The organism is Nocardia terrae, assembly GCF_009760405.1.
In the GTDB taxonomy this organism is placed as follows: Bacteria; Actinomycetota; Actinomycetes; order Mycobacteriales; family Mycobacteriaceae; genus Nocardia; species Nocardia terrae.
Window position 1 is genome coordinate 45760 of the sequence record NZ_WRPP01000002.1, and the last position, 22480, is coordinate 68239.

20 protein-coding genes and 1 tRNA gene are annotated in these 22480 nt (G+C 68.0%); 10 read left to right on the forward strand and 11 right to left on the reverse strand.

From position 1 onward, the window contains the following. Nucleotides 1–130 precede the first annotated feature (130 nt). A complete protein-coding gene (locus GPX89_RS09940; RefSeq protein ID WP_235947033.1) occupies nucleotides 131–790 on the forward strand; it encodes a sigma-70 family RNA polymerase sigma factor in 660 nt (219 codons plus the stop codon). 36 nt (nucleotides 791–826) lie between these two features. Here the strand turns inward: GPX89_RS09940 and GPX89_RS09945 are convergent, their stop codons facing one another. From GPX89_RS09945 to GPX89_RS09965, 5 genes are all read right to left on the reverse strand, one after another. After that, nucleotides 827–1720, reverse strand: coding sequence for an NAD(P)-dependent alcohol dehydrogenase (locus GPX89_RS09945; protein ID WP_328601672.1), 894 nt, complete (start codon nucleotides 1718–1720; stop codon nucleotides 827–829). A gap of 35 nt (nucleotides 1721–1755) precedes the next feature. After that, complete coding sequence (locus GPX89_RS09950) at nucleotides 1756–2757, reverse strand: NAD-dependent epimerase/dehydratase family protein (protein WP_157387246.1); 1002 nt, start codon at nucleotides 2755–2757, stop codon at nucleotides 1756–1758. 477 nt (nucleotides 2758–3234) lie between these two features. Beyond that, nucleotides 3235–4422, reverse strand: coding sequence for a PucR family transcriptional regulator (locus GPX89_RS09955; RefSeq protein ID WP_157387247.1), 1188 nt, complete (start codon nucleotides 4420–4422; stop codon nucleotides 3235–3237). Between the two features lie 142 nt (nucleotides 4423–4564). Then, nucleotides 4565–6559 (reverse strand): AMP-binding protein, encoded by a 1995-nt coding sequence (locus GPX89_RS09960; RefSeq protein WP_157388077.1) that lies wholly within the window; start codon nucleotides 6557–6559, stop codon nucleotides 4565–4567. Between the two features lie 236 nt (nucleotides 6560–6795). Then, nucleotides 6796–8151 (reverse strand): PucR family transcriptional regulator, encoded by a 1356-nt coding sequence (locus tag GPX89_RS09965; RefSeq protein ID WP_157387248.1) that lies wholly within the window; start codon nucleotides 8149–8151, stop codon nucleotides 6796–6798. Nucleotides 8152–8379: 228 nt separating this feature from the next. On the opposite strand from GPX89_RS09965, the gene GPX89_RS09970 reads away from it, so the two are divergent. Then, nucleotides 8380–9069: a response regulator gene (locus tag GPX89_RS09970; RefSeq protein WP_157387249.1), complete on the forward strand. Its 690-nt coding sequence runs from the start codon at nucleotides 8380–8382 to the stop codon at nucleotides 9067–9069. A gap of 8 nt (nucleotides 9070–9077) precedes the next feature. Here the strand turns inward: GPX89_RS09970 and GPX89_RS09975 are convergent, their stop codons facing one another. Continuing rightward, the gene (locus tag GPX89_RS09975) at nucleotides 9078–9455 is read right to left on the reverse strand and encodes a hypothetical protein (protein WP_157387250.1); all 378 of its coding nucleotides are present in this window, start codon (nucleotides 9453–9455) and stop codon (nucleotides 9078–9080) included. A 416-nt stretch (nucleotides 9456–9871) separates the two neighbouring features. On the opposite strand from GPX89_RS09975, the gene GPX89_RS09980 reads away from it, so the two are divergent. Then, nucleotides 9872–10069, forward strand: coding sequence for a hypothetical protein (locus tag GPX89_RS09980; RefSeq protein WP_157387251.1), 198 nt, complete (start codon nucleotides 9872–9874; stop codon nucleotides 10067–10069). A gap of 7 nt (nucleotides 10070–10076) precedes the next feature. Here GPX89_RS09980 and GPX89_RS09985 read toward each other — a convergent pair whose 3' ends face one another. The 3 genes from GPX89_RS09985 to GPX89_RS09995 all read right to left on the reverse strand — a co-directional run bounded on the left by GPX89_RS09985 (nucleotide 10077) and on the right by GPX89_RS09995 (nucleotide 12168). Then, nucleotides 10077–10970 carry an SGNH/GDSL hydrolase family protein gene (locus GPX89_RS09985; RefSeq protein WP_157387252.1) on the reverse strand — a complete coding sequence of 298 codons (894 nt, stop codon included), beginning with the start codon at nucleotides 10968–10970 and terminating at the stop codon, nucleotides 10077–10079. A 164-nt stretch (nucleotides 10971–11134) separates the two neighbouring features. Then, a complete protein-coding gene (locus GPX89_RS09990; protein ID WP_157387253.1) occupies nucleotides 11135–11491 on the reverse strand; it encodes a hypothetical protein in 357 nt (118 codons plus the stop codon). Next, on the reverse strand, nucleotides 11467–12168 hold the full coding sequence (locus GPX89_RS09995; RefSeq protein ID WP_157387254.1) for an effector-associated constant component EACC1: 702 nt from the start codon (nucleotides 12166–12168) through the stop codon (nucleotides 11467–11469). Before GPX89_RS09995 ends, GPX89_RS09990 begins: the two co-directional genes overlap by 25 nt. Before the next feature lie 128 nt (nucleotides 12169–12296). Between GPX89_RS09995 and GPX89_RS10000 the strand changes: the two genes are divergently transcribed. The 4 genes from GPX89_RS10000 to GPX89_RS45825 all read left to right on the forward strand — a co-directional run bounded on the left by GPX89_RS10000 (nucleotide 12297) and on the right by GPX89_RS45825 (nucleotide 18403). Continuing rightward, on the forward strand, nucleotides 12297–12998 hold the full coding sequence (locus GPX89_RS10000; protein WP_198347356.1) for a methyltransferase domain-containing protein: 702 nt from the start codon (nucleotides 12297–12299) through the stop codon (nucleotides 12996–12998). Nucleotides 12999–13201: 203 nt separating this feature from the next. Next, nucleotides 13202–13558 carry an SRPBCC family protein gene (locus GPX89_RS10005; protein WP_157387255.1) on the forward strand — a complete coding sequence of 119 codons (357 nt, stop codon included), beginning with the start codon at nucleotides 13202–13204 and terminating at the stop codon, nucleotides 13556–13558. Nucleotides 13559–13718: 160 nt separating this feature from the next. Continuing rightward, nucleotides 13719–17132 carry a serine/threonine-protein kinase gene (locus GPX89_RS10010; protein WP_157387256.1) on the forward strand — a complete coding sequence of 1138 codons (3414 nt, stop codon included), beginning with the start codon at nucleotides 13719–13721 and terminating at the stop codon, nucleotides 17130–17132. A 161-nt stretch (nucleotides 17133–17293) separates the two neighbouring features. Continuing rightward, nucleotides 17294–18403, forward strand: coding sequence for a GGDEF domain-containing protein (locus GPX89_RS45825; protein ID WP_157387257.1), 1110 nt, complete (start codon nucleotides 17294–17296; stop codon nucleotides 18401–18403). 44 nt (nucleotides 18404–18447) lie between these two features. Here GPX89_RS45825 and GPX89_RS10020 read toward each other — a convergent pair whose 3' ends face one another. Beyond that, nucleotides 18448–18669, reverse strand: a complete 222-nt coding sequence (locus GPX89_RS10020) for a hypothetical protein (RefSeq protein WP_157387258.1) — start codon at nucleotides 18667–18669, stop codon at nucleotides 18448–18450. Between the two features lie 348 nt (nucleotides 18670–19017). Here GPX89_RS10020 and GPX89_RS10025 point away from each other — a divergent pair, with 348 nt between their 5' ends. The 3 genes from GPX89_RS10025 (at nucleotide 19018) to GPX89_RS10035 (ending at nucleotide 21056) form a co-directional block, all read left to right on the forward strand. Then, nucleotides 19018–20217 (forward strand): cytochrome P450 family protein, encoded by a 1200-nt coding sequence (locus GPX89_RS10025; RefSeq protein WP_328601673.1) that lies wholly within the window; start codon nucleotides 19018–19020, stop codon nucleotides 20215–20217. Nucleotides 20218–20527: 310 nt separating this feature from the next. Beyond that, nucleotides 20528–20797, forward strand: coding sequence for a three-helix bundle dimerization domain-containing protein (locus tag GPX89_RS10030; RefSeq protein ID WP_157387260.1), 270 nt, complete (start codon nucleotides 20528–20530; stop codon nucleotides 20795–20797). Between the two features lie 187 nt (nucleotides 20798–20984). Then, a tRNA-Val gene (locus tag GPX89_RS10035) sits at nucleotides 20985–21056 on the forward strand. 302 nt (nucleotides 21057–21358) lie between these two features. Here the strand turns inward: GPX89_RS10035 and GPX89_RS10040 are convergent. Next, the gene (locus tag GPX89_RS10040; RefSeq protein WP_157387261.1) at nucleotides 21359–22306 is read right to left on the reverse strand and encodes an SDR family NAD(P)-dependent oxidoreductase; all 948 of its coding nucleotides are present in this window, start codon (nucleotides 22304–22306) and stop codon (nucleotides 21359–21361) included. Nucleotides 22307–22480 lie beyond the last annotated feature (174 nt).

The following is a 22480-nucleotide window of genomic DNA, read 5'->3' on the forward strand; positions in this document are numbered from 1 at the left end:
CCCGACCCGAGACCGGCCACCTCGTCGGAAGACCGACCAGGCCCTCCGGCTCGCGATGCCGACCGCATCGCGAATACCGGTGGCGGCAAACGATTGTGGAGGGACGCTCGTGGACCAGGACGATCCGCCTATGCTCCGGCCGACCCGATACTCGAGCGAAACCGATGGCTATCCGGTCGAAATCGACGACACCGCTGTCCGGGCCTGTCCGATGCGCACGGAGCGAAGTCCCGACAACGGGCGGATCCTGACTCACCTGATCGGCGAGATCGCCGGTGGGAACCGCGACGCCTTCACCGAGTTCTATCGGATGACCAGCCATCGGGTCTTCGGTCTGGCGCTGCGCATGCTGTACAGCCCGGAGACGGCCGAGGAAGTGACCCAGGAGGTGTACCTGCAGGTCTGGTCCGTGGCCGAGCGTTTCGACCAGCGCCTGTCCACACCGATCGGGTGGCTGATGATGCTGACCCATCGGCGGTCGGTCGACCGGGTGCGGAGCATTTGTTCGGCGACCGGACGCGATATCGTCTACGGCCGAACGCATATGGATCGCGAACGCGATGTCGTGGTCGAGGCCGTGGAGGAGCGCCACGATCGGCGCGCGGTCCTGCACTGCCTGGAAACGCTCACCGAATTGCAGCGCGAGACCATCACGCTGGCCTATTACGGCGGACTCAGCTATCCCGATGTGGCCGATCGGTTGGGAAAGCCGGTCGCGACGATCAAGTCCCGGATCCGGGGCGGACTCGAGCGTCTTCGCACCTGCCTGGCGGGAGGCGACCACCGATGACGATCACCGGCGGTCCTTTGTGAGCTTTCGGGAGGTTCAGTCCGCGGTGTCGGTCACCGTGAGGACGACGGTGCCCGCTTCGTGTCCCAGGTCGACGTAGCGGTGGGCTTCGACGATCTGGTCCAGGGTGTAGCGGCGGTCGATGATCGGGCGCAGTTGGGCCTCGGCTGTCAACTGGCCCAACAGGATCAGGTCCGCGGCGTGGAACTGCGGGGTGCCGTGGTCGATGGCGACGTAGGCGCCGTGTGGGGCGAGGGCGGCTCGGCAGCGGGCGGGGGAGGGCGGTCCGACTCGATCGCCGACGGCGATGATGATGATGTCGTACTGGACTCCGCGGGGCAGGAAATCACCGGCGGTGTAGTCGATCACGGTGTCGGCGCCGAGGGCTTCGACCAGGCCCAGGTGCTTCGGCCCGCAGACGCCGGTGACCTCGGCTCCGAAATGTTTGGCCAGTTGGACCGTGGCGGTCCCGACGGCTCCGGATGCGCCGTACACCAGTACCTTGTGGTGGAAGGCGATGCCGCCCTTGCGAAGTAGATGCATTGCCAGCAGACCGCCGTAGGGTATGGCCGCCGCTCGGACATGGTCCAGGCTGGCCGGTTCGGGGGCGAGGATGCCGTCCTGCGGCATGCACTTGTATGCGGCGTAGGCGCCGAATCGTTCTCGATCGAGGCCGTAAACCCTGTCTCCCACCTGGAAATCGGTGACGGCGCTGCCCACTGCGTCGATCTCACCGGCCAGCACCATGCCGAGTACGGGTTGCCGGGGTTTGGTCAGGCCCAGCGCGAGTCTCGCCTGGATCCATTTCGACCGGGGCAGCCGGAAGCCGCGCACGAGGCAGTCGCTCGAGGTCACCGCGGTCGCGTGCACCTTGACGCGCACCTCGTCCGGTTGCGGTACCGGTTCTTCGATCTCGGCGAGTTCGAGCACGTCCGGCGGACCGTATCGAGTGCACACCACGGCCTTCAAAGCTCTGCCCCCACGCGCGGGGTGCGGTCGAGCCGGCCGGTGGCGACGAAGAATTCGACGAGGTCCCGAATGGTTTCGGCGGCCGGGCGGGCGCGGTAGCCGAGTTCGGCCCTCGCCTTGGCGCCGTCGACGATCGGGGTGGCGCGCAGTGCGGCCAGCGAGGCGCGGCTGACCAGATCGGAGCCGAACACCGCGCCGATCGGCTCGGCGATCGGCGTGATCGCCTCGACCAGGCGCAGCGGCAGCCCGAACCACGGGCCGCGCCGGCCGGTCGCGTTCGCGGCGAGCCGGCAGGCCGCGAGCATTCGTGTCATGTGCCCGGGCAGCAGGTAGTTCTCGCCGGTGCGCCCCTTGTCGGCGGCCGCGATCAGCCCGTCGGCGACATCGCGGACGTCGACGAGGTCGAAGGTTCCGTCGACCATCATCGGCACCCGTCCGCGCGCGGCGTCGCGCAAGATCGCGTTGATGCGCGACAAGCCGTAGTCGACCGGGCCGTAGACACCGGTGGGATTGCAGATCACCGCGTCCAGCCCACTGTCGATCACCGAGTGCAACTCGACCTCGCCCTGCCATTTGGAGCGGTCGTACACCGGCAGTCCGGGATCGGTGGATCGCGGAGCCGACTCGTCGATGCGGCCGCCGCACCGGTGCTGGTCGAAGGAATGGATCGAGCTGCAGTGCACCATGCGCCGTACCCCGGCCGCCGCCGCGGCCTCGGCGACAGTTCGGACGCCCTGGGTATTGACCTTCCAAGCGCGGTCATCCCGATGCGCCAGCGTGATCACCGCCGCCAGGTGATACACCACCTCGGCCCCGTCCAGCGCCGCGCGCATCCGCACCGGATCCAGCACATCCGCGCGGGCCCATGAAACCCCTTCTCGCGGTGGCCCGTCCGGTATTTTCCGATCGAGCGCGACAACCTCGTGCCGTGACTCGACCAGTCGATCGACGAGGTTCACGCCCAGAAATCCGGATGCGCCGGTAACGGCAACTCGCATGTGCCGCACCCCATTTCCCTCGATGAAATCGCTATCGGCAGGTGCTCGACAAAGCTTCTTCCAGCGTCACACCCCGCTGCCGCTCTCGACAGGTCCGGTGGTCGTCCGCCCAGGAGCCATTGGTCCCTTCCCTGCCGGATGAGCCCTTTCGGTAAGGCGATTGAAATATGCGGGGGTCAGGGTGGGGCAACGCGCACCCCCGCCGCGACACACGGTGAGGACACGGAATGCGGTACTCCACGGAGGCCGGGACCACCGGCATACGGCTCGCCGCATCCCATCCGGCCTGGTCGATTGTGGTTCCGACGGTGGGGTCGGCATCGATGGGCAATCGGTGCCCAACGTTCGATGGGGCAGCACCGACATTCCCGTGCTGCCGGGTGAGCGCGTGATCGCCATTGCGCCGCAAGGACTCGGGAAAGTGGCTGTGCGAGCACGTGTTCCGGTCCACTTTTCCTCGCCGGGACGGTCGGTGGTTCATACCGCGCGGTTTTCGTGTGCCTCGAGCTCTCGGCCGAGCAGGGCGAGCGCGGCGCGGGAAATGCCTTCGGTATCGGTGAGATCCAAACCGGATACGCGGTGGATGCGCCGCAGCCGGTTGGTGACGCTGTTGGGGTGGACGCCGAGGCGATCCGCGGTGCGCCCGCGATCGAGCCCGCAATCGAGGTAGGCGCGCAGGGCGTCGAGCAGGTCGGGATGGCGTTCCAGCGGTGAGAGCGACGCGATGAGGTGGTCGCGCGCGGTGCCGGGCCGGGTCAGTTGGTATTCCACCGCGAGGTCCGCCATCCGGTACAACCCGGGCGGGCGTCGCAGTGTTCGGGCCAGCTCCAACAGTTCGTAGGCTTGCGCGGCCAGTGTCGGGATGTCTTCGACCGGGCCCGCGACGACGGCGGCGGTGAGCGGTACCGCCGCGGCCCCGGTCAAGAGGTCGAAGGCTTCCGGTGTGGTGATGACGGCTCCCTCGACCGCGCGTCCGACCGGGTCGTGGTTGGGCACGAGGATGATTCCGCCCGCCGCGCTCAGCAGCGCGAGCGTATGCGAGCCGAGGACGGGTGGCAGCGCGGCCTGGAGGCGGTTCAGTTTGCGTCGTGCGCTGATCTCCGCGTGCAGACGGGTGCCGTTCTCGCTGGCGTGACGCGGAATATGGAGTGCCACAACCTCATAGGTCTGGGCCAGTGGAATGTGGGCGCGCAGGTCCATCGCGAGCCGTCGCTGCCCGCTGAGCAGGGCCACGATGCTCGCTTGTGCGGCGGTCTGGTGTTCGCGCGCGGTGAGACGGTGTTCCTGCACGTAGCCGGATGCGGTCGCGACGGTGGCGACCTCGAGCAGTCTCATCACCGAGTACACCTCGCCGGTCGGTTTCGTTGCGGCGGACGACGATTGCGGATCCAGTTCTCTGAGACCGCGGCGGGCCGTCTCGTGCAGCGCCCCCAGCAGGCCCTCGAGCGGGATGCCCTCGCGGGCGATCTCGGCTCCGGTCTCCGCGAGTTTGGCCACCGGGATTCTCGCCTGATCGGCGGTGGCGTCAAGTGCGTGGATGCCGAGCCGAAGGCATTCGCGCACTATGGAATCCAGGTCGTCGGGCAGCGCCAGGTCGTCGCGCTGATCGGTGATGTGGTCGAGAAACCGCGTCATGAAGGTGGTTCGGACGGATCCTCCGGTCATCGGGCACACTCCAACGGTTCGTGCGAGAAGGTGGCCACCAGGCTATGTTCCGGTCGATCGACCAAGTTGAATTCGCTTGGCCTTGTGGACAATTAACGAAAGAATCGAATGGCGGTGAGGAAAGGGCACAGTCGGCGGCCCCTCACGGCGTCGAGCCCTGTGTGGTGCCGGTCAGCAGCCATTTGAGGACCTTGCCGGTTTCGCCGCGGGGCAGCGCGGTGAGAAACACGATGTCGCGGGGCACGCTGAATCGGCTCAGCCGGTTGCGAATGTAGCCGCGGACCATGTCCGGATCCAGGCCGGACCCTTCGCGTTCGACGATGAACGCGACCAGGCGCTGGCCGAATTCGCGATCGGGCACGCCGACCACCGCCACCTCGCTGATCTGCGGCAGATGCGACAGCGCCTCCTCCACCGGCCGGGGAAAGACGTTCTCCCCGCCGGAGATGATCATCTCGTCGTCGCGGCCCGCGATGAACAGCCGCCCCGCCGCGTCGAGGTAGCCGAGGTCGCCGGTATCGAGCAGGCCGTCGACCTCGTCCGGCGGCGGACAGTTCACGTAGCCGTCGAAGAGCATGTGGTTGCCGACGTAGATGCGCCCGGTCGCGCCGATGGGCACCGGTCGCCGATCCGGGCCCAGGACGGCCAGCTTCGTGCCCAGCGGCGGCCGGCCCGCCGTGGTCGGGGAGATGCGCAGATCGTCGGGTGTGGCGATGGTCGCCCAGGACACCTCGGTCGAGCCGTACACGTTGTAGAGGATGTCGCCGAAGGCGTCCATGAAGCGCAGCACGGTCGCACCGGCAAGGGGCGCACCGCAACTGACGACCACCCGCAGACTCGAGGTGTCGTAGCGGTCGCGGATGTGGTCGGGCAGATCGAGCAGGCGCTGCACCATCGTGGGAACCACGATCAGGACCGCGGCGCGCAGCTCGGCGATCCGGCGCAGGCAATCGGCGGCATCGAATTCCTCGGCGAGCACGACACTGTCGCGCAATGCGGTGCTCAATTGCAGTGCCGCCAAACCCCAGGTGTGGAACAGCGGCGCGGCGATGAGCATGGTCTCGTTCACCCGCAACGGGATTCGCGACAGCAGCGCGGCGATCGTCGCGAAACCCTTGGCGTGCGGACGGCGCGCGCCCTTCGGGGTGCCGCTGGTCCCACTGGTCAGGACGATCAGGCGACCGTGCCGCGTGGGTTGCGGGAACCCGGCTTCGTCCGCCTCGATCAGATCGTCGATGCCGGTCCGGCCGGGTATCGTTCCCCGATCCGTACGGATCCGCCGGATATCCGAATGCAGGTAGTGCACAAGGGGTTCGAGGGAGCTGTCGACGAACAGGCATTCGAGCCGATGCCGCTGCACGATGTCCTCGATACGCCGCGCCGACAGGCCCGCGTTGAGCAGCACGACGTCGATGCCGAGTTTGCCCGCGGCGACCATGGTCTCGACCGCCCCGGCATGATTGAGCGCGAGCAGTCCGACCGCGTCACCGGCGTGCAGGCCCAGTCCCGCCATCGCGCCCGCCAATCGCTGACTGCGCGTGTGGATCTCGTGGTAGGTCCGGTCGCCGTGGCGGTCGTGGACGGCGACCCGGTCGGGTGAGTGCGCCGCGCCCGCCGCGTAGCCGCCCGCGAGATTGAACCCCCACTTCGCGACCTCGCCGAGTTGCCGCACACTGCGGTCGGGTCGTGCCGCGGCGACGACGCCGGTCGAGACGATCCGCTGGGCGACGCGCAGACGACTGCGCAGCGGCGAGTTCTCGCCGTTGTCCACCACCGATGCCGCCGTGCCGGACACCAGATCGGCGAGCCGGTGCAATGCCCGCACGGTCCAGTCCGTCACCGCCGAAATCGATAGCCCGGCGATCGCGGGATGAACGCGGCCGGGCGCGAAATAGGTGACCGTGACCCGGGTTCGGTCCGCGTCGCCGCGGAAGCGGATCAGCCCGAAACTGCCGAGCTGCGGGCACTGCACCTCGAAGTCCTCGCCGCGGCCGAGGCGCATCGTCACGGTGAGCGTGCGCAGCCCCGCTCGGGGCGTGCCGATTCGGAACTGCCAGACCGGGTGTCCGTCCCCGGCCTCGACCTGCTCGCACGCGCCGATTCCGGCGAAAATTCTCGGGTACACCTGCGGATCCATCAGCAGGTCCCGAATCGGTTGTTGCGCGACCGGCAATTCGACGGTCACGTCTATGATCTCGGCTACCACAATCTCGCGGTTCTGACGGGCCGATCGAATCGGGTCGCATCGGCGGGAATCGAGTCGCCGTCGCGGGTGGGTACACACCGGGAGGGAATCGGGCAGGGGTACCCGGTGTGTACCTGGCGCGGACGACGTTGTCCACAGCCCGCTGCGGAGTTGCGGGCGAGTTCAGCCTATGGCCGAACCGATCCTTGGGCCGAGTCGGCGTGGAAGGCTCTGGGGCGCTTCACAGATCGGGTCCCGGACCGTTGGAGTTGATCACGATTGGTCTGGTAGCTGCGGGCCACCAGCGCGGAACGCAGGTACCACAGGCCCGACGCCTCGGTGGGGTCGAAGCCGGTCAACTGCGCGATCCGTTTCAACCGGTAATCGATGGTGTTGGTGTGGATGTGCAGCGTTCGTGCGGTGCGCGCGCGATGCAGGTTGTTGGCGATGTGGACCCGCAGCGTCTGCAGCAGCTCCGGGTGTTCGTCGAGCGGATCGAGCAGCGCGCCCAGATACTCTCGCCCGGGGCCGGGGCGGGTCAGCTGGTATTCGAGTGCGAGATCGTCGAAGCGGTACAGACCCGGCTCGCAGTGCAGGCGCGCCACCATGTCCAGCAACTCGTGCGCCTGATCGGCGGCGTCGGGGATCGCGTCGGGGGAGGCTTCGATCAGCGCCGCGGTGATCGGAGTCCGTGCGGCCCCGGACAGTTCGCTGATCAGCCGGGCGTACCCCTGAGCGTCGAAGCAGTCCGCGGGCAGCAGGATGGTGCCGCCGTCGACGCTGAGCAGTGACAGCGCGGCGTCCTCGCACAGATCCGCGAGCCTGGCCTGGATCCGGCGCAGCTTGCGCCGCGCCACCACCTTGCCGTCGAGCAAGGGGTTGCGCTCGTCGGGATGCGGCGGAATCGACACCGCCAGTACGACATAGGCGTCGAGGATCTCGATGCCGCACTCGCGCGCCATGGTCGAGGTCGACTTGCCGGCCAGCAGCGCGGAGGTCAAGGTGTGCACGGCGGTGTGGTGTTCGCTGACCACGGCCCGCAACTCACGCACGTACGCTTTGGAGATCGTGGTCGTCATGGTGTCGAGCATCTCGACGACGAGCCGGGTTCCGCTGAGCAGATTCTCGTAATCGGTGAACGCGACGGGGCCCTCACTCGCCGCGTCCAGCGGCGTGGCCCGCCGCGGCGCGGTGCCCGACACCACCAGGTCCAGACCCATCAGGAAACCCTCGTGGATCGCGTGCTGAATGGTGTCGATCGGGACGCCCTCGCGCGCCCACTGCGCCGCGGCCGCCTCGAGCTTCTTGGTCTGCGCGGGAATGTTGTGCCCATCCAGCATCGCGACCGCGAACTCCAGATTGGTACGCGTGATTGCGGTGATATCGCCACTGATGGCATCGCCGGGCAGGGTCCCGCACGCCGCCACATTCTCGACGAAATAGTCGACCATCTGGCGTGCGAGGGAGCGAACGTTACGCAGCGGCGAAGACATCGGCTTCCCGGACAGCGTCAAACCGGCCCGGTTCGGAACATCGACAGTCATCGGCGCGGATCCTTCCCATTAACTGCTCGGATGCCCAAGATATCGAGCCGAATTCGCGCGGTGGACAATTCCCGCCAGCTCCGTGACACAGCGGATAAACCCTCCGGCCGTTTTGGTAGATCTCACAGGCACCTCCAGGGTCCGGAGGGCCTTTCGGTGGCAAAAGACCCTGCCCGCGATGCCCCACGGCACGATGCCGGAACCGGTCGGTGAGCGCACCGTTGAGGCATGACCATCACCACCACTTCCAGGCCGGACCCGCGAGCGCCCACACCCCAGCACCCGGTGCGCGTGGTCGTCGTCGACCGCGACCGCACCGTCCGTGACGCCATCGCCGATCTGCTCGAGATCGACCCGACCATCTCGGTCGTCGGCGAGGCCGACACCCTCCACCGCGCTCTCACGCTGCTGCCCGGCCTCGCCCCCGATGTGGTGATCATCGATCCCCGCCTGCCCGACGGTGACGGTCTGCGAATCTGCCGGAATCTCAAGGCCACCAAGGCCGCTACCCGCTGTCTGGTCCTGACCTCACAGGTCGAACCCGAGGCGATGCTCGACGCCGTCCACGCGGGCGCGGCCGGATACATGATCAAAGATCTCACCGAGCTGGCGCTCGGCGACGCGGTCAAGGCCATCGCCGCCGGGAAATCACGGCTCGACAGCCACTCGACACCGGTCCTGATGAACGAGTTCCGCCGCCGCCACTCCGATCAGCGCGCACTGCTCGCGAGCTTGACGACGATGGAGATGACCATCCTGCTGTTGCTGGCAGAAGGCTTGTCCAACAAGCAGATCGCCAGCCGGATGTTCTTCACCGAGAACACCGTCCGCGCCTATATCGCGCGGCTCATGAGCAAGCTCGGCATCGACACTCCGGCACAGGCCGGTGTGTACGCGGCGCAGTTGCGGAACGCGTGACGACCCGGTCAGGTCGCGTCGAGGGCGCTGACGGTGACGCCGTAGGGCAGGAAGCGGACCCGGCGGTTGGGGTCGGTGTTGTCGCGGTGGGCGCGCAGGGCCTCGAGTTCGGTGGGGAAGACCTGGTCGACCGTCGCGCCGCCGGTGTCGTCCACGACATAGACGGCCCACACGCCGTTGCCGGATTCGCCGGTGATCGGGCTCTCCGGTTTCGGGGTGCGTGCGGGCGGCACCAGGAGGCCGAGCAGGGTGCTCAGGGGATTGGCGGTGGAGTGGTCGAGGTAGTCGGACGCCTTGCCGAGCAGGTCGCGCAGGTCGATGCCGGCCTCGCGCAGGGCGCGCTCGAGGTCTTCCGGATCGATCCCGAAAGGTCCATTGGTTGCCATCACATCAACTCCGCGAGAGGAATTCGGCGCTACGCCACCAGTGTGCGCTCCGGGCCCGGTCCGCGCCACGTCGGGATGGTGTTCGAGATCTCATGGTGACGGCGTGCACACGCGGACGCGGGCGCGCATGGCGAATTCCGTTATTCGTTGGTGTGATTCTCCGAGTGTGGCCCCCGATTGCCGTCGGTGATTTGTCGAGGACCTACGAAAGGGTCGCCTTGCTGGGCGTTTTCGATATCGAACCGGGCCGAATGTGGCGCCCGACACCCATGGATGTAAGGGTGCCGACGTGGTAATACTTAGGACGCAATTCGCGTTGAGGTCCCGAACTCCGAAAACACAGTCGGAGAGGGACATTGGGTATTTCGACGGTGCGGAACCACCGCGCCGGGGCGGCCCAGCAATTGGAGGAAACCATGTACGACCAGACTCGTGGATCGGTGAAGAATTTCGGCCTGTTCGCTGTGCAGCAGCCCCGCCGAATCAATTCGAAGATCGCGGCCATCGTCATTGGAGCTTTTGCCATCGGCGGCCTCGCCGGCCACGTCCTCGTCCCGGACGTGCAGCACGACATCACCCCGGTATCCGCGGTGATGTCGGCTCAGGTCCGCTAGTCGTCCATCACTTCGTGAGTGCCCGCAGGATCTGGCGCGCCTGGTGATCGGCGCCCAGCCGGTTGGGGTGGAAGGGCACCGCGAGTTCGGAATGTTCGGTGGCGCGGGGGACCAGGCCCTCGACCCAGCGGACGCCGTCGGGGCGGCAGGCGTCGTGGCCGACACTGTCGGTATAGGTGTCGACCAGTTCGACGCCGGTCGCCGCGGCGACCCGGGCGAGCATGGCGTCGAGTTCGATCAGCTTGTGCCCCAACCAGTTCGCGTCCTCGTCGGTGATGGGGATGTTCGGGAAGCAGCCGTCGCCGGGGACGACTCCGGCCATGTAGTCGACGAGCAGGATGCGCGCGTGCGGCGAGCGGGCGCGCACTCCGGCGATGGCCTCGGCGACCTTCGGCTCGGCGGCGCGGATGCTCGCCGACATGGCGTCCCCGCCGTCGGCGGCGGTCCGCACCCGCGAACAACCCGAGACCTGCGGGGAGCTGGTCAGGCAGGTGGGCACGATGGCCGCCAAGCCCGCGTCGTTGCCGCCGATCTCGAGCGTCACGAGGTCGGTGTCGGGTGAGAGCCGGTCGAGCTGGGGTGGACTGACCTGCCCGTCGGGCAGCGTCTGCGCCGTGGTCAGATCCGCGGTCACCGCCGACGCGCACCCCGCGTCCCGGAACTCGCTCACCGCGAGCGCCTTCGCCACCTGCTTGGCATAGGAGTTCGCACTCTGCACGCACCAGAACGGGACGAACTGCGTGCTGATCCCGGTGATCGTCGCATCGGCGGCCCACGAATCACCGAGCGCCACATACTCCCGAACCGCCCGCGCCTGCCCGGACGGGCTCGCCACCGCCGGTCCGGGCGCGGCGAACACCGCCGCGGCGCCGACCAAGATCAGGCACGTCCTTGTGCGCATCGACCCTCCTGGATTGCTGAGAATTCACCGATGCACACCTCAGCACAGGATCCCCTCGATCCGCCGGACCGACACGAGCGAAAACTGCAGGTGGAATTGATATTTCGTCCATTTTGCGAGTTTTGTACGCAAGTATTCGAGACGTAGCTGCCGGAGCCTTCGGGTCAATCGCCTCGCTGCTCGGAGCGCCGAGCGGCATGCGGCCGTTCGGTCCGCCCCACCGTGAGGCGACCGGTGACGAACACCGCGACGATGGAGACCGCGCCGGTGCAGATGATCGCGGACCCCTGCGTCGCCGCGCCGGTGTCGATGGCGTGCCAGGCGACGATCGCCAGGATTCCCAACGCGGCCAATCCGGACAGGTTCCCGACCGTCTGTGTCAGCAGGCTGACCCAGGCGAATCGCCGCCGATGTCGCTGATCGAGCTTCTTCTGTTCGAGGAACATCCGGCAGATCTCAGGGGCTTCGGCCTCGAGCGCCACGAGCTCCTTGACGGTCACCTCGTTGTCGGGTTCTGGCATCGGCCCGCGCCTTCCCCGTCGGGTGTCGTGCCGAGCAGTCGACAGAGCTCATGCAGATCATCGGCGATGGTGGATTCGAACGACGGCAGTGGTTCGGGCGGCTTCCGTGAGGTGCCGAACAGGTCGAAGATGCCACCGAACCCGGCAGCGAATGCTGAGACGAGGTGGGGCCTCGAGGGTTTCGGAGACGGAGACGGGGCTGGGGCCGGAGCAGTAGGCGCGGGCGTCGGGAGCGGCACGGCACGCGGTCTGTCCTCGGCGGCAGGACCAGTCATCGAGCCGGGCTCTTGGAGCCGGGCCTTGCCCGTGATGTCCGGGTCCGCACCCATCATCACCTCGATGGCCTGCCGGACGAGGTTGGCTTCGACCCGCGGCCCGCCGGTCGCCTCGATTCTGATGCTCACCCCGTCGGGGCCGGTGAACTTCAGCCGCAGGCGTTCTCGGCGCGTCGGCAGCCACGCGAGAATGGCGGTGTACAGCGCGCCCCACACATCGGGGGCGTCAGCGATCACGCGGATGGACTCCGGTTCGGGGTCCGCGCTCGTCGGTCGAGGTGTCGAGCGAACGATCTGCTTGTGCGCGGCGCGTAGCCGGTCATCGGCTACCAAGGCGGTGAACAAGGAGTGCAGTGCCTCCATGCCGTTGCCCGACTCGTCCACGGCAATCCGTAGGTCCACGATCCGTCCTTCGCCCACCCGAGATACTGCTGAAAAGTCTGCCACTTTCCCGGCCCGCCGGGACCGCAACCGGCCGTGCGGAATTCGGCGTTGACTTCAAGTCGGCTGTAGGTCGCAGACTGGCCGGCATGACGACTCCGATGGCTGAATTGATTTCCCTCCTCGACGCTTTCGACAACCTTCCCCGGGTTCGTGAGCTGCGAGAACACGCCTACCGGGGATTGGGCGACGTGGTGGTCGACGTCGGGTGCGGGACCGGGCGCGCGGTGGGGGAGCTGGCCGCGGCGGGGACGCGAGCGATCGGGGTCGATCTCGATCCCGGGGCGATCGAGCTGGCCCGGGAACGCTGGCCCGCGGGCGAGTTCCACGTCGGTGACGCCACCGCGATCCCCCTCGACGACGGTTCGGTGACCGGGTATCGGGCCGACAAGCTCCTGCACACCTTGCCCGAGCCCGAGCTCGCCGTGCTCGAAGCCCGCCGGGTACTGGCACCCGACGGTCGCGCGGTGCTCATCGGCCAGGACTGGGACACCTGGGTGATCGACTCCGACGATCCCGAACTCACCCGTGCGATCGTGCATGCCCGCGCGGATCGGGTGCGCAGCCCGCGGGTGGCCAGGCGACATCGGAACCTCTTGCTGGACAACGGGTTCACCGATGTCACGGTGGAGGTGCGCACGATCGTGTGGACGGATGCCGGATGCCTGCCCGCCCTCGCCGACCTCGGCGCCCCGCGCGCCTGGCTCGACGATCAGGCCGCGCGTGCGCGCGCGGATCGGCTGTTCGTCGCCCTCCCGTTCTTCCTCGCCACCGGCATTCGCGCCGACTGAATCCCCTTCCTCTCGAAGGACTTCCAGGACTTTGTCAAGCATCCCGAACGCAATCCCTGGCATGTGCTGCTGAAGATCATGGTCTGAACACCGATGTCTCCCACGTGATCTGGGGGACCAGCGCCTATCTGCTGACCTGTGCGGCGCTGTCACCGCCGCTGGGCTGTGGAAAGCATTGGGCGACTGGTCGGTAGGCTCGGTGGATGATGGACATCGGGTCTCGGGCACGGACCCTGCCCGCCCCTCCGCACATTGTCTGGGGGTCTCTGGTCGAGCCTCGGCGGCCGAATGCGCGGCCGTGGTTGAACCTGCTGTCCGATGAGACGGAACCCAAGATTCTGGCCGCCGAGGAACCGGCCACCGTCGTATGGTCCTCGTTGTGGCCCAACCGCCCTGGCGACCAGGTGCGTTTCGAGTTACGGGCCGCAGACGGCGGCACGCTCCTGCGGTTCACCCTGCTCGCGGCCGGTCAACCACCCGACCCGAGCAAACTGGGTCATATGCGCCATCGAATGAACAAACTGCTGTTCGCCGACCTGCGCTATTCGTACGGCCAATAGGCGGTCCGGTCGCCGGTGGCCTGAGTGGTCTTCGTCCTGTGCGTGACAACCCCCCATCCGGTTCGCGCCGCAGCCCGTCCTAGCGGTCTCTGGGCACATTCGTGGTTACGATCGTCAGGTCGGGGCCGATTCTCACGTCGAGAGGTGAGGCGAATGGGTGATGGCCGAGCGGGACACTGGCGGAACGCAGCCTGACCTGCGAATCGGACTCGCCGCGGAACTCGCCGCGGCGGGGTTCGACGATGCCCGCGAGATCGGGCGGGGCGGATTCGGTGTCGTCTATCGGTGCGTCGAGCATTCGCTGGATCGGGCGGTCGCGGTCAAGGTGCTGGCGGCGTCCGAGGACGGGGAGCGGGCGCGGTTTCTGCGCGAGCAGCGGACGCTGGCGCGGTTCGGCGGGCATCCGCACATCGTTCAGGTGCTCTCGGCCGACATCACGGTCACCGGGCGGCCCTATCTGGTGATGCCGTTCTACGCGCACGGGTCGCTGCAGACCCGGATCAACGAGCGCGGGCCGATGCCCTGGCCGGAGGTGCTGTCGGTCGGGGTGAAGATCGCCGGGGCGCTGGCCGCCGCGCACGCGCACGGGATCGTGCACCGCGATGTCAATCCGGCCAACATCCTGGTCTCGGACTACGGCGAGCCGCAGCTGAGCGACTTCGGAATCGCCCGAGTCGGCGGGGCTTTCGAGACCGGCGACGGGATGGTCGCCGGGACCCCGGCGTTCACCGCGCCCGAACTGTTCCGCGGCAGCGAGCCGACCGTGGCCGCGGACGTCTACGGACTGGGCGCCACCCTGTTCTGCCTGATCACCGGTCATGCCGCCTTCGGCCGCCGGGACGGCGAGACGCTGATCGAGCAGTTCGTGCGGATCACCTCCGAGCCGATCCCGGACCTGCGCCCGGCGGGGGTTCCGGCTCCGCTGTGCGCGGCCCTGGAAGCCGCGATGGCGATCGATCCCTCCGACCGCCCGCCCGGCGCCCGCGAATTCGGCGAGCGGCTGCGCAATATCCAGTACTCCAGCGGGCTGCCGGTCGATTCGATGGCATTACCGGCCGAGAGCGGGACACCGGTGCTTGCACCGCCGATCCCAGCCGCACCCTCGGGCCGTACCCCCGCGCCGTCGCGGCGCTACCGCCCGCCGAGCTCGCCGCGTCAGCCCGTCCCGCGCACACGACTGCTCGATCGCCTGCGCGCGGGCCAGGCGCGGCGGCTGGTACTGATTCACGGGCCCGCCGGATTCGGCAAGAGCACCCTGGCCGTCGAATGGGTGAATGCCGCTGCCGCCGAAGGCGTTCGGGCCGCCTGGCTCACCGTGGACGAGGACGACGACAATGTCGTCTGGTTCCTGTCGCATGTGGTGGAGGCGATCCGCTACGTCCATCCGGGCGTGGGCGCGGAACTGGAGCGGCTGCTCGAGCAGCAGGCCAGCGACGCCACCCGGCAGGTCATGACCAGCCTCATCGACGAGATCCACCAGAGCGGGCAGACGGTGGCGCTGGTGGTCGACGACTGGCATCGGGTGACGAGCCCGGCGAGCGTGGCGGCCATGGAGTTCCTGCTCGACCACGGCTGCCACCACCTGCGGCTGATCGTCACCAGCCGCAATCGGACCGGACTTCCCCTGGGGCGCATGCGAGTTCGCGACGAGCTCGTCGAGATCGACGAAGCGGCACTGCGATTCGACGACCAGGAGACCGCGGCGTTCCTCAGCGACACCAGCGGGCTGACGCTGGACGCCGCGGAGGTCGGGCGGCTGCGCCAATCGACCGAAGGCTGGGCCGCCGCACTGCAACTGGCGTCGATGTCGCTGCGCGGGCGCACGGATCCGGGCGCGTACATCGACCAGATCTCGGGCCGCCACTACGCCATCGGGGAGTACCTGCTCGAGAACGTCGTCGACACCCTCGAACCGGAGCTGCTCGAATTCGTCATGCGCACCTCGGTTCCCGAGCGCGTCAACGCCTCGCTCGCCGAGGCGCTGACCGGCGTGCCCAACGGACAGGACATGCTCGAACAGGTGCGGCAGCGAGACCTGTTCCTGCGCAGCATCGACGACGATCTGCGCTGGTTCCGCTACCACACGCTGTTCGCGCAGTTCCTGCGCGATCGCCTCATCCGGCTGCATCCGGGCCTGCTCGAAGAGCTGCACCTGACCGCCGCGCACTGGTTCACCGAACACGACATGCTCACCGAGGCGGTCGATCACGTGCTCGCCGCGGGCGAGCCCCGCGCCGCCCTCGACCTGGTGTCCGACCACGCCGAACAGCTCATGGAACGCTCCCGCATGGCGACCCTGCTCGGCCTGGCGGCCAAGCTGCCCGGCTCGCTCATGGCGTCGAGTCCGATGCTGCAGCTGCATCTGGCCTGGGCGAACCTGGCCGTGCAACGCCCGGCGGCCGCGCTGGCCGCCCTGGATCTGGCCGAGGCCGCGGTCCGGCCCGCGGGCGGTACGCCGGAATTCGAGTTCGAGCTGACGCTGGCACGGGCGGCGCTGGCCCTGGTCACCGACCGGCCGGTGGTGTCGGCCCCGGAGCTGGCGCGCGGGCGGGACACGGCCCGGCCGTTCCTGGCGCACGCGCTGGCGGTGGTGGCGATGGTGTCGGCGTTGTACCACTTCGACTTCGACGAGGTGGAGCGGTGGCATCGCTGGATCGAACCCTTCCGCCACCGGACGCGCGGACCCTTCGGTCCCATGTACTGCGACTGCATCGCCGGCAGCGCCGCCTACGAACGGCTCGACGTCGGCGCGGCCGAGGCGCGGTTCCGGGTCGCCCTGAGCCAGGCCCTGCAGACCGGCGGGCAATCCCAGGCCACCGGGCTGGCCAGTGCGCTGCTGGGCGAATTGCTCTACGAGAGAGGGCAATTCATCGAGTCCGAGGAGCTGCTGGCGGGCGGGCCCGGAGTCGAGGGCGGGGCGGTGGAATTCCTGGTGGCCGGGTACGGGACGGGGGCGCGTCTGGCTGCCGTGCGCGGTGACGAGGCGACGATGAACCAGCGCCTGGACGAGGGGGCCAAGGTGGCGGCGGATCTGGCGCTGCCCCGGCTGGCCGCGCGAATCCTCAACGAGCGCATTCGATTGGGACTGCCGATCGACGAGGCGGACCGGCGGGAGCTCGGGCAGATCGAGCCCTACCGCGCCTACCCCGACGCGCCGTCGGCCATGGCGGCCGAACTCTCCCACGATTCGGCGATCCGGCTGCTGCTGCGCGAGCGCACCCCGGACGCCGCCGAGCGGGCCTGCGCGCGGGCCCAGCGGCTCGTCGAGGTCATCGCCACCCAGCACCGGCCGCGGGCGCTGCTCAATGCCGAACTGCTGTACGGGTGTTGCCTGTCCGCCGCCGGGCGGACCGCCGAGGCCGTGAAGCTGCTCGAGCCGACGCTGGCGCGCTGCGCCGAACAGGGTCTGGTGCGGTTGGTCATCGACGCCGGGCGGCAGCTGCGGCCGGTTCTCGAAACCGTCTACGGCGCAACGACATCGGATCAGCATCTGTTTCGCGGGTTCCTGCGGCAGGTGCTCAACGAGTTCGAGTACGTGCCGCCCACCCGCAGCGCTCAGCACGAAAACGACTGACCAGTCTAGGAATCTGAACAGTTTTCGAACATGTGACGTGGTTCACTTACCGATAGTGGCGGGCATGACCGCTGAATAGACTGTTCTTTCCGGCCGGGCTGTTCGCCGGTGGATATCGGTCGATCGTGCAATAACCTTCGTTCCGCGTCGAGGGGCCAGACGTGCGTGTAGGGCTGAGATTGCTGCGACAGTGGTGGCACGACGAGGTCGACTACCGCTGGGTGGTCACCGCGATCGCGTCGCGGTCGGCCCTGGGGGTACTGAAGACGGCCATCGGATTGTGCGGTCTGGCCGCGCCTCTCATCGCGGTGCTGACCCTGTTCTCCTCGACCGGGCCCGACGGGACGGCCGCACGCGCGGTCATGTGGTCGCTGGTGGTGCTCGGGGCGGTGTGGAGCGCGCGCTGGCTGGCCGGGCCCTGGCCGGGCGAAACGGAATCGCTGGTGCTGATCGCGGTCGCCGATGTGTGCGTCACGGCGGTCTGCGTACTGAATCCCGGATACGCGGTCCCGAGCGTCGGGATGATGATGTTGTTGATCACCGGTGTCTACCTCAGTGCCTTCCACGGTCCGAAAACGCTTGTCGTGCACACGGTGTGGGCGCTGTTCTCGGCGATGCTGTTGTCGGTCCCGCTGTTCCGCGGCGGTGACCTGGCCGCCGCGGTGATCATGCTGGTCGGGATGACGGCGGCGGTCATCGTGCCGCCGGGGCTGCAGTTCTGCTACGGCGTGCTGCGCAGCGAAATGCTCTCCGATCCTTTGACGACGCTGCTGAGCAGGCGGGGGCTGGAATACCACTCGGCGATCTGGTTCGCGCGCCCGGCGTCGGCTCCGGCGTGCGTGATGGTGATCGACCTGGACCGGTTCAAGGCGGTCAACGACACCTTCGGGCATTGCTCCGGTGATGAGGTGCTGGTCCGCACCGCGGCTCGGCTGCGGCGGGTGTCCCCGGCCGGGAGCATCGTATCCCGGTGCGGCGGTGAGGAATTCGTGGTCATCGTGCGGCTGCCGCTCGGGGCCGCCGCGATCGTCGCGGACCGTCTGCGCTGCGCTGTCGCCGAACCGGTCGGGGCCATCTCGGTCACCGCGAGCATCGGTCTCGCGGCCGTCGACGTGCGGGTCGCGGGGACCTGCGGTCACCAGTTGGTGCGCGAGATCATCGGATCGGCGGACGGTGCGATGTACCGGGCCAAACAGCGCGGCGGGAACACCGTGGTGATCAGCGATTCCGGCGCGGCCACCGACATCGAGCTGGTCCCCGGCCACACGTGAGAGATGGCCGGTCCGGTGACGGACCGGCCACCCCAGTCTCCGGCTCAGTGGTGCTGGAGCTTGCGCTTCATCTCCTTGTTCGCCCCTTGCACGTCCGCGCGTGCCTGCTGCGCCTCCCGCTTCATCCCGGCCCCCATGCGGTCCATGTCGCGTCGGGCGTCGTCGGCCAGGCGGTCCATGTCGCGTTCCATTCGCTGGCCCTGCTCCTGCATGCCCTGCTTGACTTTGTTGGCCATCTGACCGGGTTTTCGGCCGTGCTTAGACATTCCAACCTCCGTGTAGGTAGGTCTTCGTCCGAACAACGAGATGGGACGCGGGCTCCGCGTCCGCCGAATCTCCGAGCGTTGTCGAGCCCTCACCGACCGGCGGGGATCGCCGACAACCGGGTGCTCACAGCAACTGTTGAGACAACAATTGCGCCTCGTAGAGCCTGCTCCTGCTGCTCACCGCTGTCAATCTTTCGTCCGAAACCGGTCGTCCGACCTGCGGGTGAGCAAAGTGCGCGAACGGCACGCGGGGAAGCCTCGGCGTCGGTAGTGTGACCGTTTCCGCGTCCGGTATGTGCGGTGTTCGGCGGCGGGGGAGTGTCGTGTGCGCCGCATGGAATGGGTGCGATGTCTGAATCGGTCGGTATCCGGACGCCGATGTACACCCCCGAGTTCGCGGCCGATCCGCATCGGGTCTATCGCGAGCTGCGGGAACGGTACGGGGCGCTGGCTCCGGTGGAATTGGCGCCGGGGGTGCCGGCCACGCTCGTGGTCGGATATCGCACGGCGGTAAAGATTCTCAACGATCCCGACCGATTCCCGGCCGACCCGCGCGCATGGCAGGCCGGGGTTCCGGCCGACTGCCCGGTGCTGCCGATGATGCAGTGGCGGCCGAATGCGTTGCGCAGCGCGGGCATCGAGCACGCGCGGTATCGCCAGGCCAATACCGCGGGACTGGCCGGGATCGATCAGTACGGCTTGCAGCGCACCGTGGAGCGGATCGCGGTGTCGCTGATCAACTCGTTCTGCGCGACCGGGTCGGCGGACCTGGTGCGCGACTACGCGTTTCCGCTCGCCTTCCGGGTGCTCAACCAGCTGCTCGGCTGCCCGGTCGAGATCGCCGGGCAGGCGGCCGAAGGGTTCCGCGCCATCTTCGAGGGCGTCGGGGCCGGGCGGGGCAACACGCTGCTCGCGGACGCGATGGGGCAGCTGGCGCGATACAAGCGCACGCACCCCGGTGACGACGTCACCACCCGCATCCTGCACCACCCCGCCGGACTCGGCGATACCGAGATGGTGCACCAGCTGGCCACCCTCTACGGCGCGGGCATCGAGCCGCAGCAGAACCTGATCGTCAATACGCTGCTGCTGCTCCTGATGGACGACCGATTCGGCGACAGTGCGCTGGGCGGTAGCCTGTCCACCCGCGACGCACTCGACGAGGTGCTCTTCGATGACCCGCCGATGGCGAACTTCTGCATCAGCTTCCCGCCGCGGGCGGTACTGCTGGACGAGGTCTGGCTGCCCGCTCACCAACCGGTCGTCATCAGCATGGCGGCGTGCAACACCGACCCCGCGATCCGCACCGGCGCGTTCACCGGCAACCGCTCGCACCTCGCCTGGGGCGTCGGACCGCATGCCTGCCCGGCCAGTTCGCTCGCCTACCTCATCGCCCAGGAAGCCGTCGATCAACTGCTCGACATTCTCTCCGAAGTCCGGCTGGCCGTCCCGGCGTCCGAATTGTCCTGGCGACCAGGTCCATTCCACCGCGCCCTGACCGCGTTGCCGGTCGATTTCACCCCGTCACAGCCGTTGCCGGAGCACTGATGGCCGGTGCCGGAAATGTGAGGTAGCCGGCGCCGGAAGTGCGAACTTCGGCCGCCTCGAATGGCGCTGTTGCAGTTGCAATTTCATTTGGCGTTTGCATTTGTCGGCGTCGAGGACTTCCTGTGCCGACGCTGCGACATGCAGTGCCAGAAAGGCCCCGTGGGCAGGAAAAACGCCTCCGTTGACACGACACTGAATGAGCGCGGTCCGGGAGTCCAGATGATCCCGGGCCGTTGTCCATTCCGCCGTGCATCCGCTGAGGGGTCGGATACCGGCACAACCAGTTCGCGTATGGAGGCGAGACCAAAACATGAGGGCACCCGAAGAGGAGCAACAAATCAGCGAGCTCGTCGACCGGCTGACCGAAAAATTCCCCCACCTCACGGCGCAATCCGTCAGCGAGGAAGTCCGCGGCATCCACCGCGAATTCGACGACCACCGGGTCCGCGAATTCATCCCGCTACTAGTGGAGCGGATCGCCGAGCGACAACTCAGCCGCCGGGTCTCGTACCGCCCGACCTTGGCCGCCGGCGACCCCTTAGCCAGAAGAAACCATCCGGCGTCCCCGGCCTACCTCTGACCCGAGGCCGCGGACTCCACTGGGAGAGAACAGAACTGTGAGGGCGGGCAGCCGCACAGCTCCACCCCGGACCCGCGCCCCCTCCACCGTGACCACCCGATTTGCCATCCCCCCGGGTCGACACGCTAAGGTTCTCCCACCGGCACGGAGCAAACCCCGAGCCGGACAGCCGCTTCGGCGGCAACCCGGTTCTATAGCTCAGCGGGAGAGCACTCGCTTCACACGCGAGGGGTCGCTGGTTCGATCCCAGCTAGAACCACAACACAGCGAAGCCGCAGGCCAGAAGGCCTGCGGCTTTTCTGTATCCGTAGCAACCCGAACCGCCTCGGAATTTCAAGCCGTATGAGACCAGTTGGTGTTCAAGCGGTGGCGGCGGTGGGCTCCTCGCTGGTGGCCGACTCCTGGACCCCGGGCTGACCCGCCGTGTCCCGAACATGCTGCCGCGCTGCCACTTTCACAACACCAGGAACACCTGCTACGCCAATGCCGTGGCCGTCCTCGACTCCGGTCGTAGCGCATCGTGCATCGAGTGATGCATCGGTACAGCAGCGGGCGGCGTAGTCACCGTGGGTCGATGCCGGTAGCGGAAGCGCAGTACTGCCACAGCGTTTCGCGGGCGGTGTCGGATTCGCGGGTCCGGCGCAGGTAGTGCTCCGGGCGGGGGCGGCGGTCGTGCCAGAAACCGCCCGGCGCGACATCGGTGGCCGCCAGCCAGACCGCGGTGTCCGCGCCTTCGGCCGGGGTGCGCAGCAGGGGAGCCGCGAGGCGACGGAAACGAGGGAGGGAATCGGCGACACCGGGTGTGTCGACCCAGCCCGGGTGCATGGAGTGCACCGCTGTGCCCTGGGCCGCGTAGCGGGCGGACAACAATTGGGCAAGGACGACCTGCATGCGCTTGGTCCGGGCGTAGGCGGTGGCACCGCGGTACGGGGCCGAACGGTACTCGATGTCGTCGACCCGCAGCGGCTGGGTGTACATGCCTCCCGAGGACACGAAGATCACGCGCGCCGCGGCCGATCGTGCCAGGGCGGGGGCCAGCAGGTCGGTGGCCAGCAGAGGGCCGAGAACGTGGGTGGCCAAACAGATTTCATGCCCTTGGGGGCTCTCGGTTCGGGCGGGCGGCATTACCCCGGCATTGTGGACCAGCACGTCGACGCGTTCGGTGCGCTGCGCGAGCTGATGCGCGAATCGATGCACATCGGTCAGATCCGAGATGTCGCAACGTAAGACGTCGAAGTCCGCGTCGGGCACGGCGGCGGCCATGTCCGCCACGGCCGCCCGGCCGCGCTCCGGGTCGCGCACCACCAGCGTGACCGAGGCGCCCAGCATCGCGAGCCCGGTCGCCACGGCCTTGCCGATGCCCGAATTCGCACCCGTGACCAGCGCGGTGCGCCCGCTCAGTGCGTCCGGCGGCATGGTGCTCCACGAGCGTTGTCGCAGCAGGAATCCCGGTCGGCCGTAGCCGAGCGCGACGGTGCGGTCGAGCAGGGTGTCGAGGACAGGGTGCATGGGGAGGCTCTCCGGTCGATATCGATTCGATGCATCGTTTTTGCATCGATTGAATGGTACCGTCGAACGCGCGATGCGGACCACCCGCCGATCGCCTCGCTCGACCGCCGGAGGAAACGATGCAAACGACTCCAATCCACGGCCACGCCCGGGACCCGGACCACCGCGCTCGAC

Bases quoted from the DNA above. Each gene is read 5' to 3' on its own strand.
- GPX89_RS09980 (WP_157387251.1), top strand. From the start codon at position 9,872: ATGTACGACCAGACTCGTGGATCGGTGAAGAATTTCGGCCTGTTCGCT.
- GPX89_RS10000 (WP_198347356.1), top strand. From the start codon at position 12,297: ATGACGACTCCGATGGCTGAATTGATTTCCCTCCTCGACGCTTTCGAC.
- GPX89_RS09970 (WP_157387249.1), top strand. From the start codon at position 8,380: ATGACCATCACCACCACTTCCAGGCCGGACCCGCGAGCGCCCACACCC.
- GPX89_RS09955 (WP_157387247.1), bottom strand. From the start codon at position 4,422: ATGACCGGAGGATCCGTCCGAACCACCTTCATGACGCGGTTTCTCGAC.
- GPX89_RS09985 (WP_157387252.1), bottom strand. From the start codon at position 10,970: ATGCGCACAAGGACGTGCCTGATCTTGGTCGGCGCCGCGGCGGTGTTC.
- GPX89_RS09940 (WP_235947033.1), top strand. From the start codon at position 131: ATGCTCCGGCCGACCCGATACTCGAGCGAAACCGATGGCTATCCGGTC.
- GPX89_RS09990 (WP_157387253.1), bottom strand. From the start codon at position 11,491: ATGCCAGAACCCGACAACGAGGTGACCGTCAAGGAGCTCGTGGCGCTC.
- GPX89_RS09960 (WP_157388077.1), bottom strand. From the start codon at position 6,559: ATGGATCCGCAGGTGTACCCGAGAATTTTCGCCGGAATCGGCGCGTGC.
- GPX89_RS09950 (WP_157387246.1), bottom strand. From the start codon at position 2,757: ATGCGAGTTGCCGTTACCGGCGCATCCGGATTTCTGGGCGTGAACCTC.
- GPX89_RS10010 (WP_157387256.1), top strand. From the start codon at position 13,719: ATGGCCGAGCGGGACACTGGCGGAACGCAGCCTGACCTGCGAATCGGA.
- GPX89_RS10020 (WP_157387258.1), bottom strand. From the start codon at position 18,669: ATGTCTAAGCACGGCCGAAAACCCGGTCAGATGGCCAACAAAGTCAAG.
- GPX89_RS10025 (WP_328601673.1), top strand. From the start codon at position 19,018: ATGTCTGAATCGGTCGGTATCCGGACGCCGATGTACACCCCCGAGTTC.
- GPX89_RS09975 (WP_157387250.1), bottom strand. From the start codon at position 9,455: ATGGCAACCAATGGACCTTTCGGGATCGATCCGGAAGACCTCGAGCGC.
- GPX89_RS09965 (WP_157387248.1), bottom strand. From the start codon at position 8,151: ATGACTGTCGATGTTCCGAACCGGGCCGGTTTGACGCTGTCCGGGAAG.
- GPX89_RS10040 (WP_157387261.1), bottom strand. From the start codon at position 22,306: ATGCACCCTGTCCTCGACACCCTGCTCGACCGCACCGTCGCGCTCGGC.
- GPX89_RS10005 (WP_157387255.1), top strand. From the start codon at position 13,202: ATGATGGACATCGGGTCTCGGGCACGGACCCTGCCCGCCCCTCCGCAC.
- GPX89_RS10030 (WP_157387260.1), top strand. From the start codon at position 20,528: ATGAGGGCACCCGAAGAGGAGCAACAAATCAGCGAGCTCGTCGACCGG.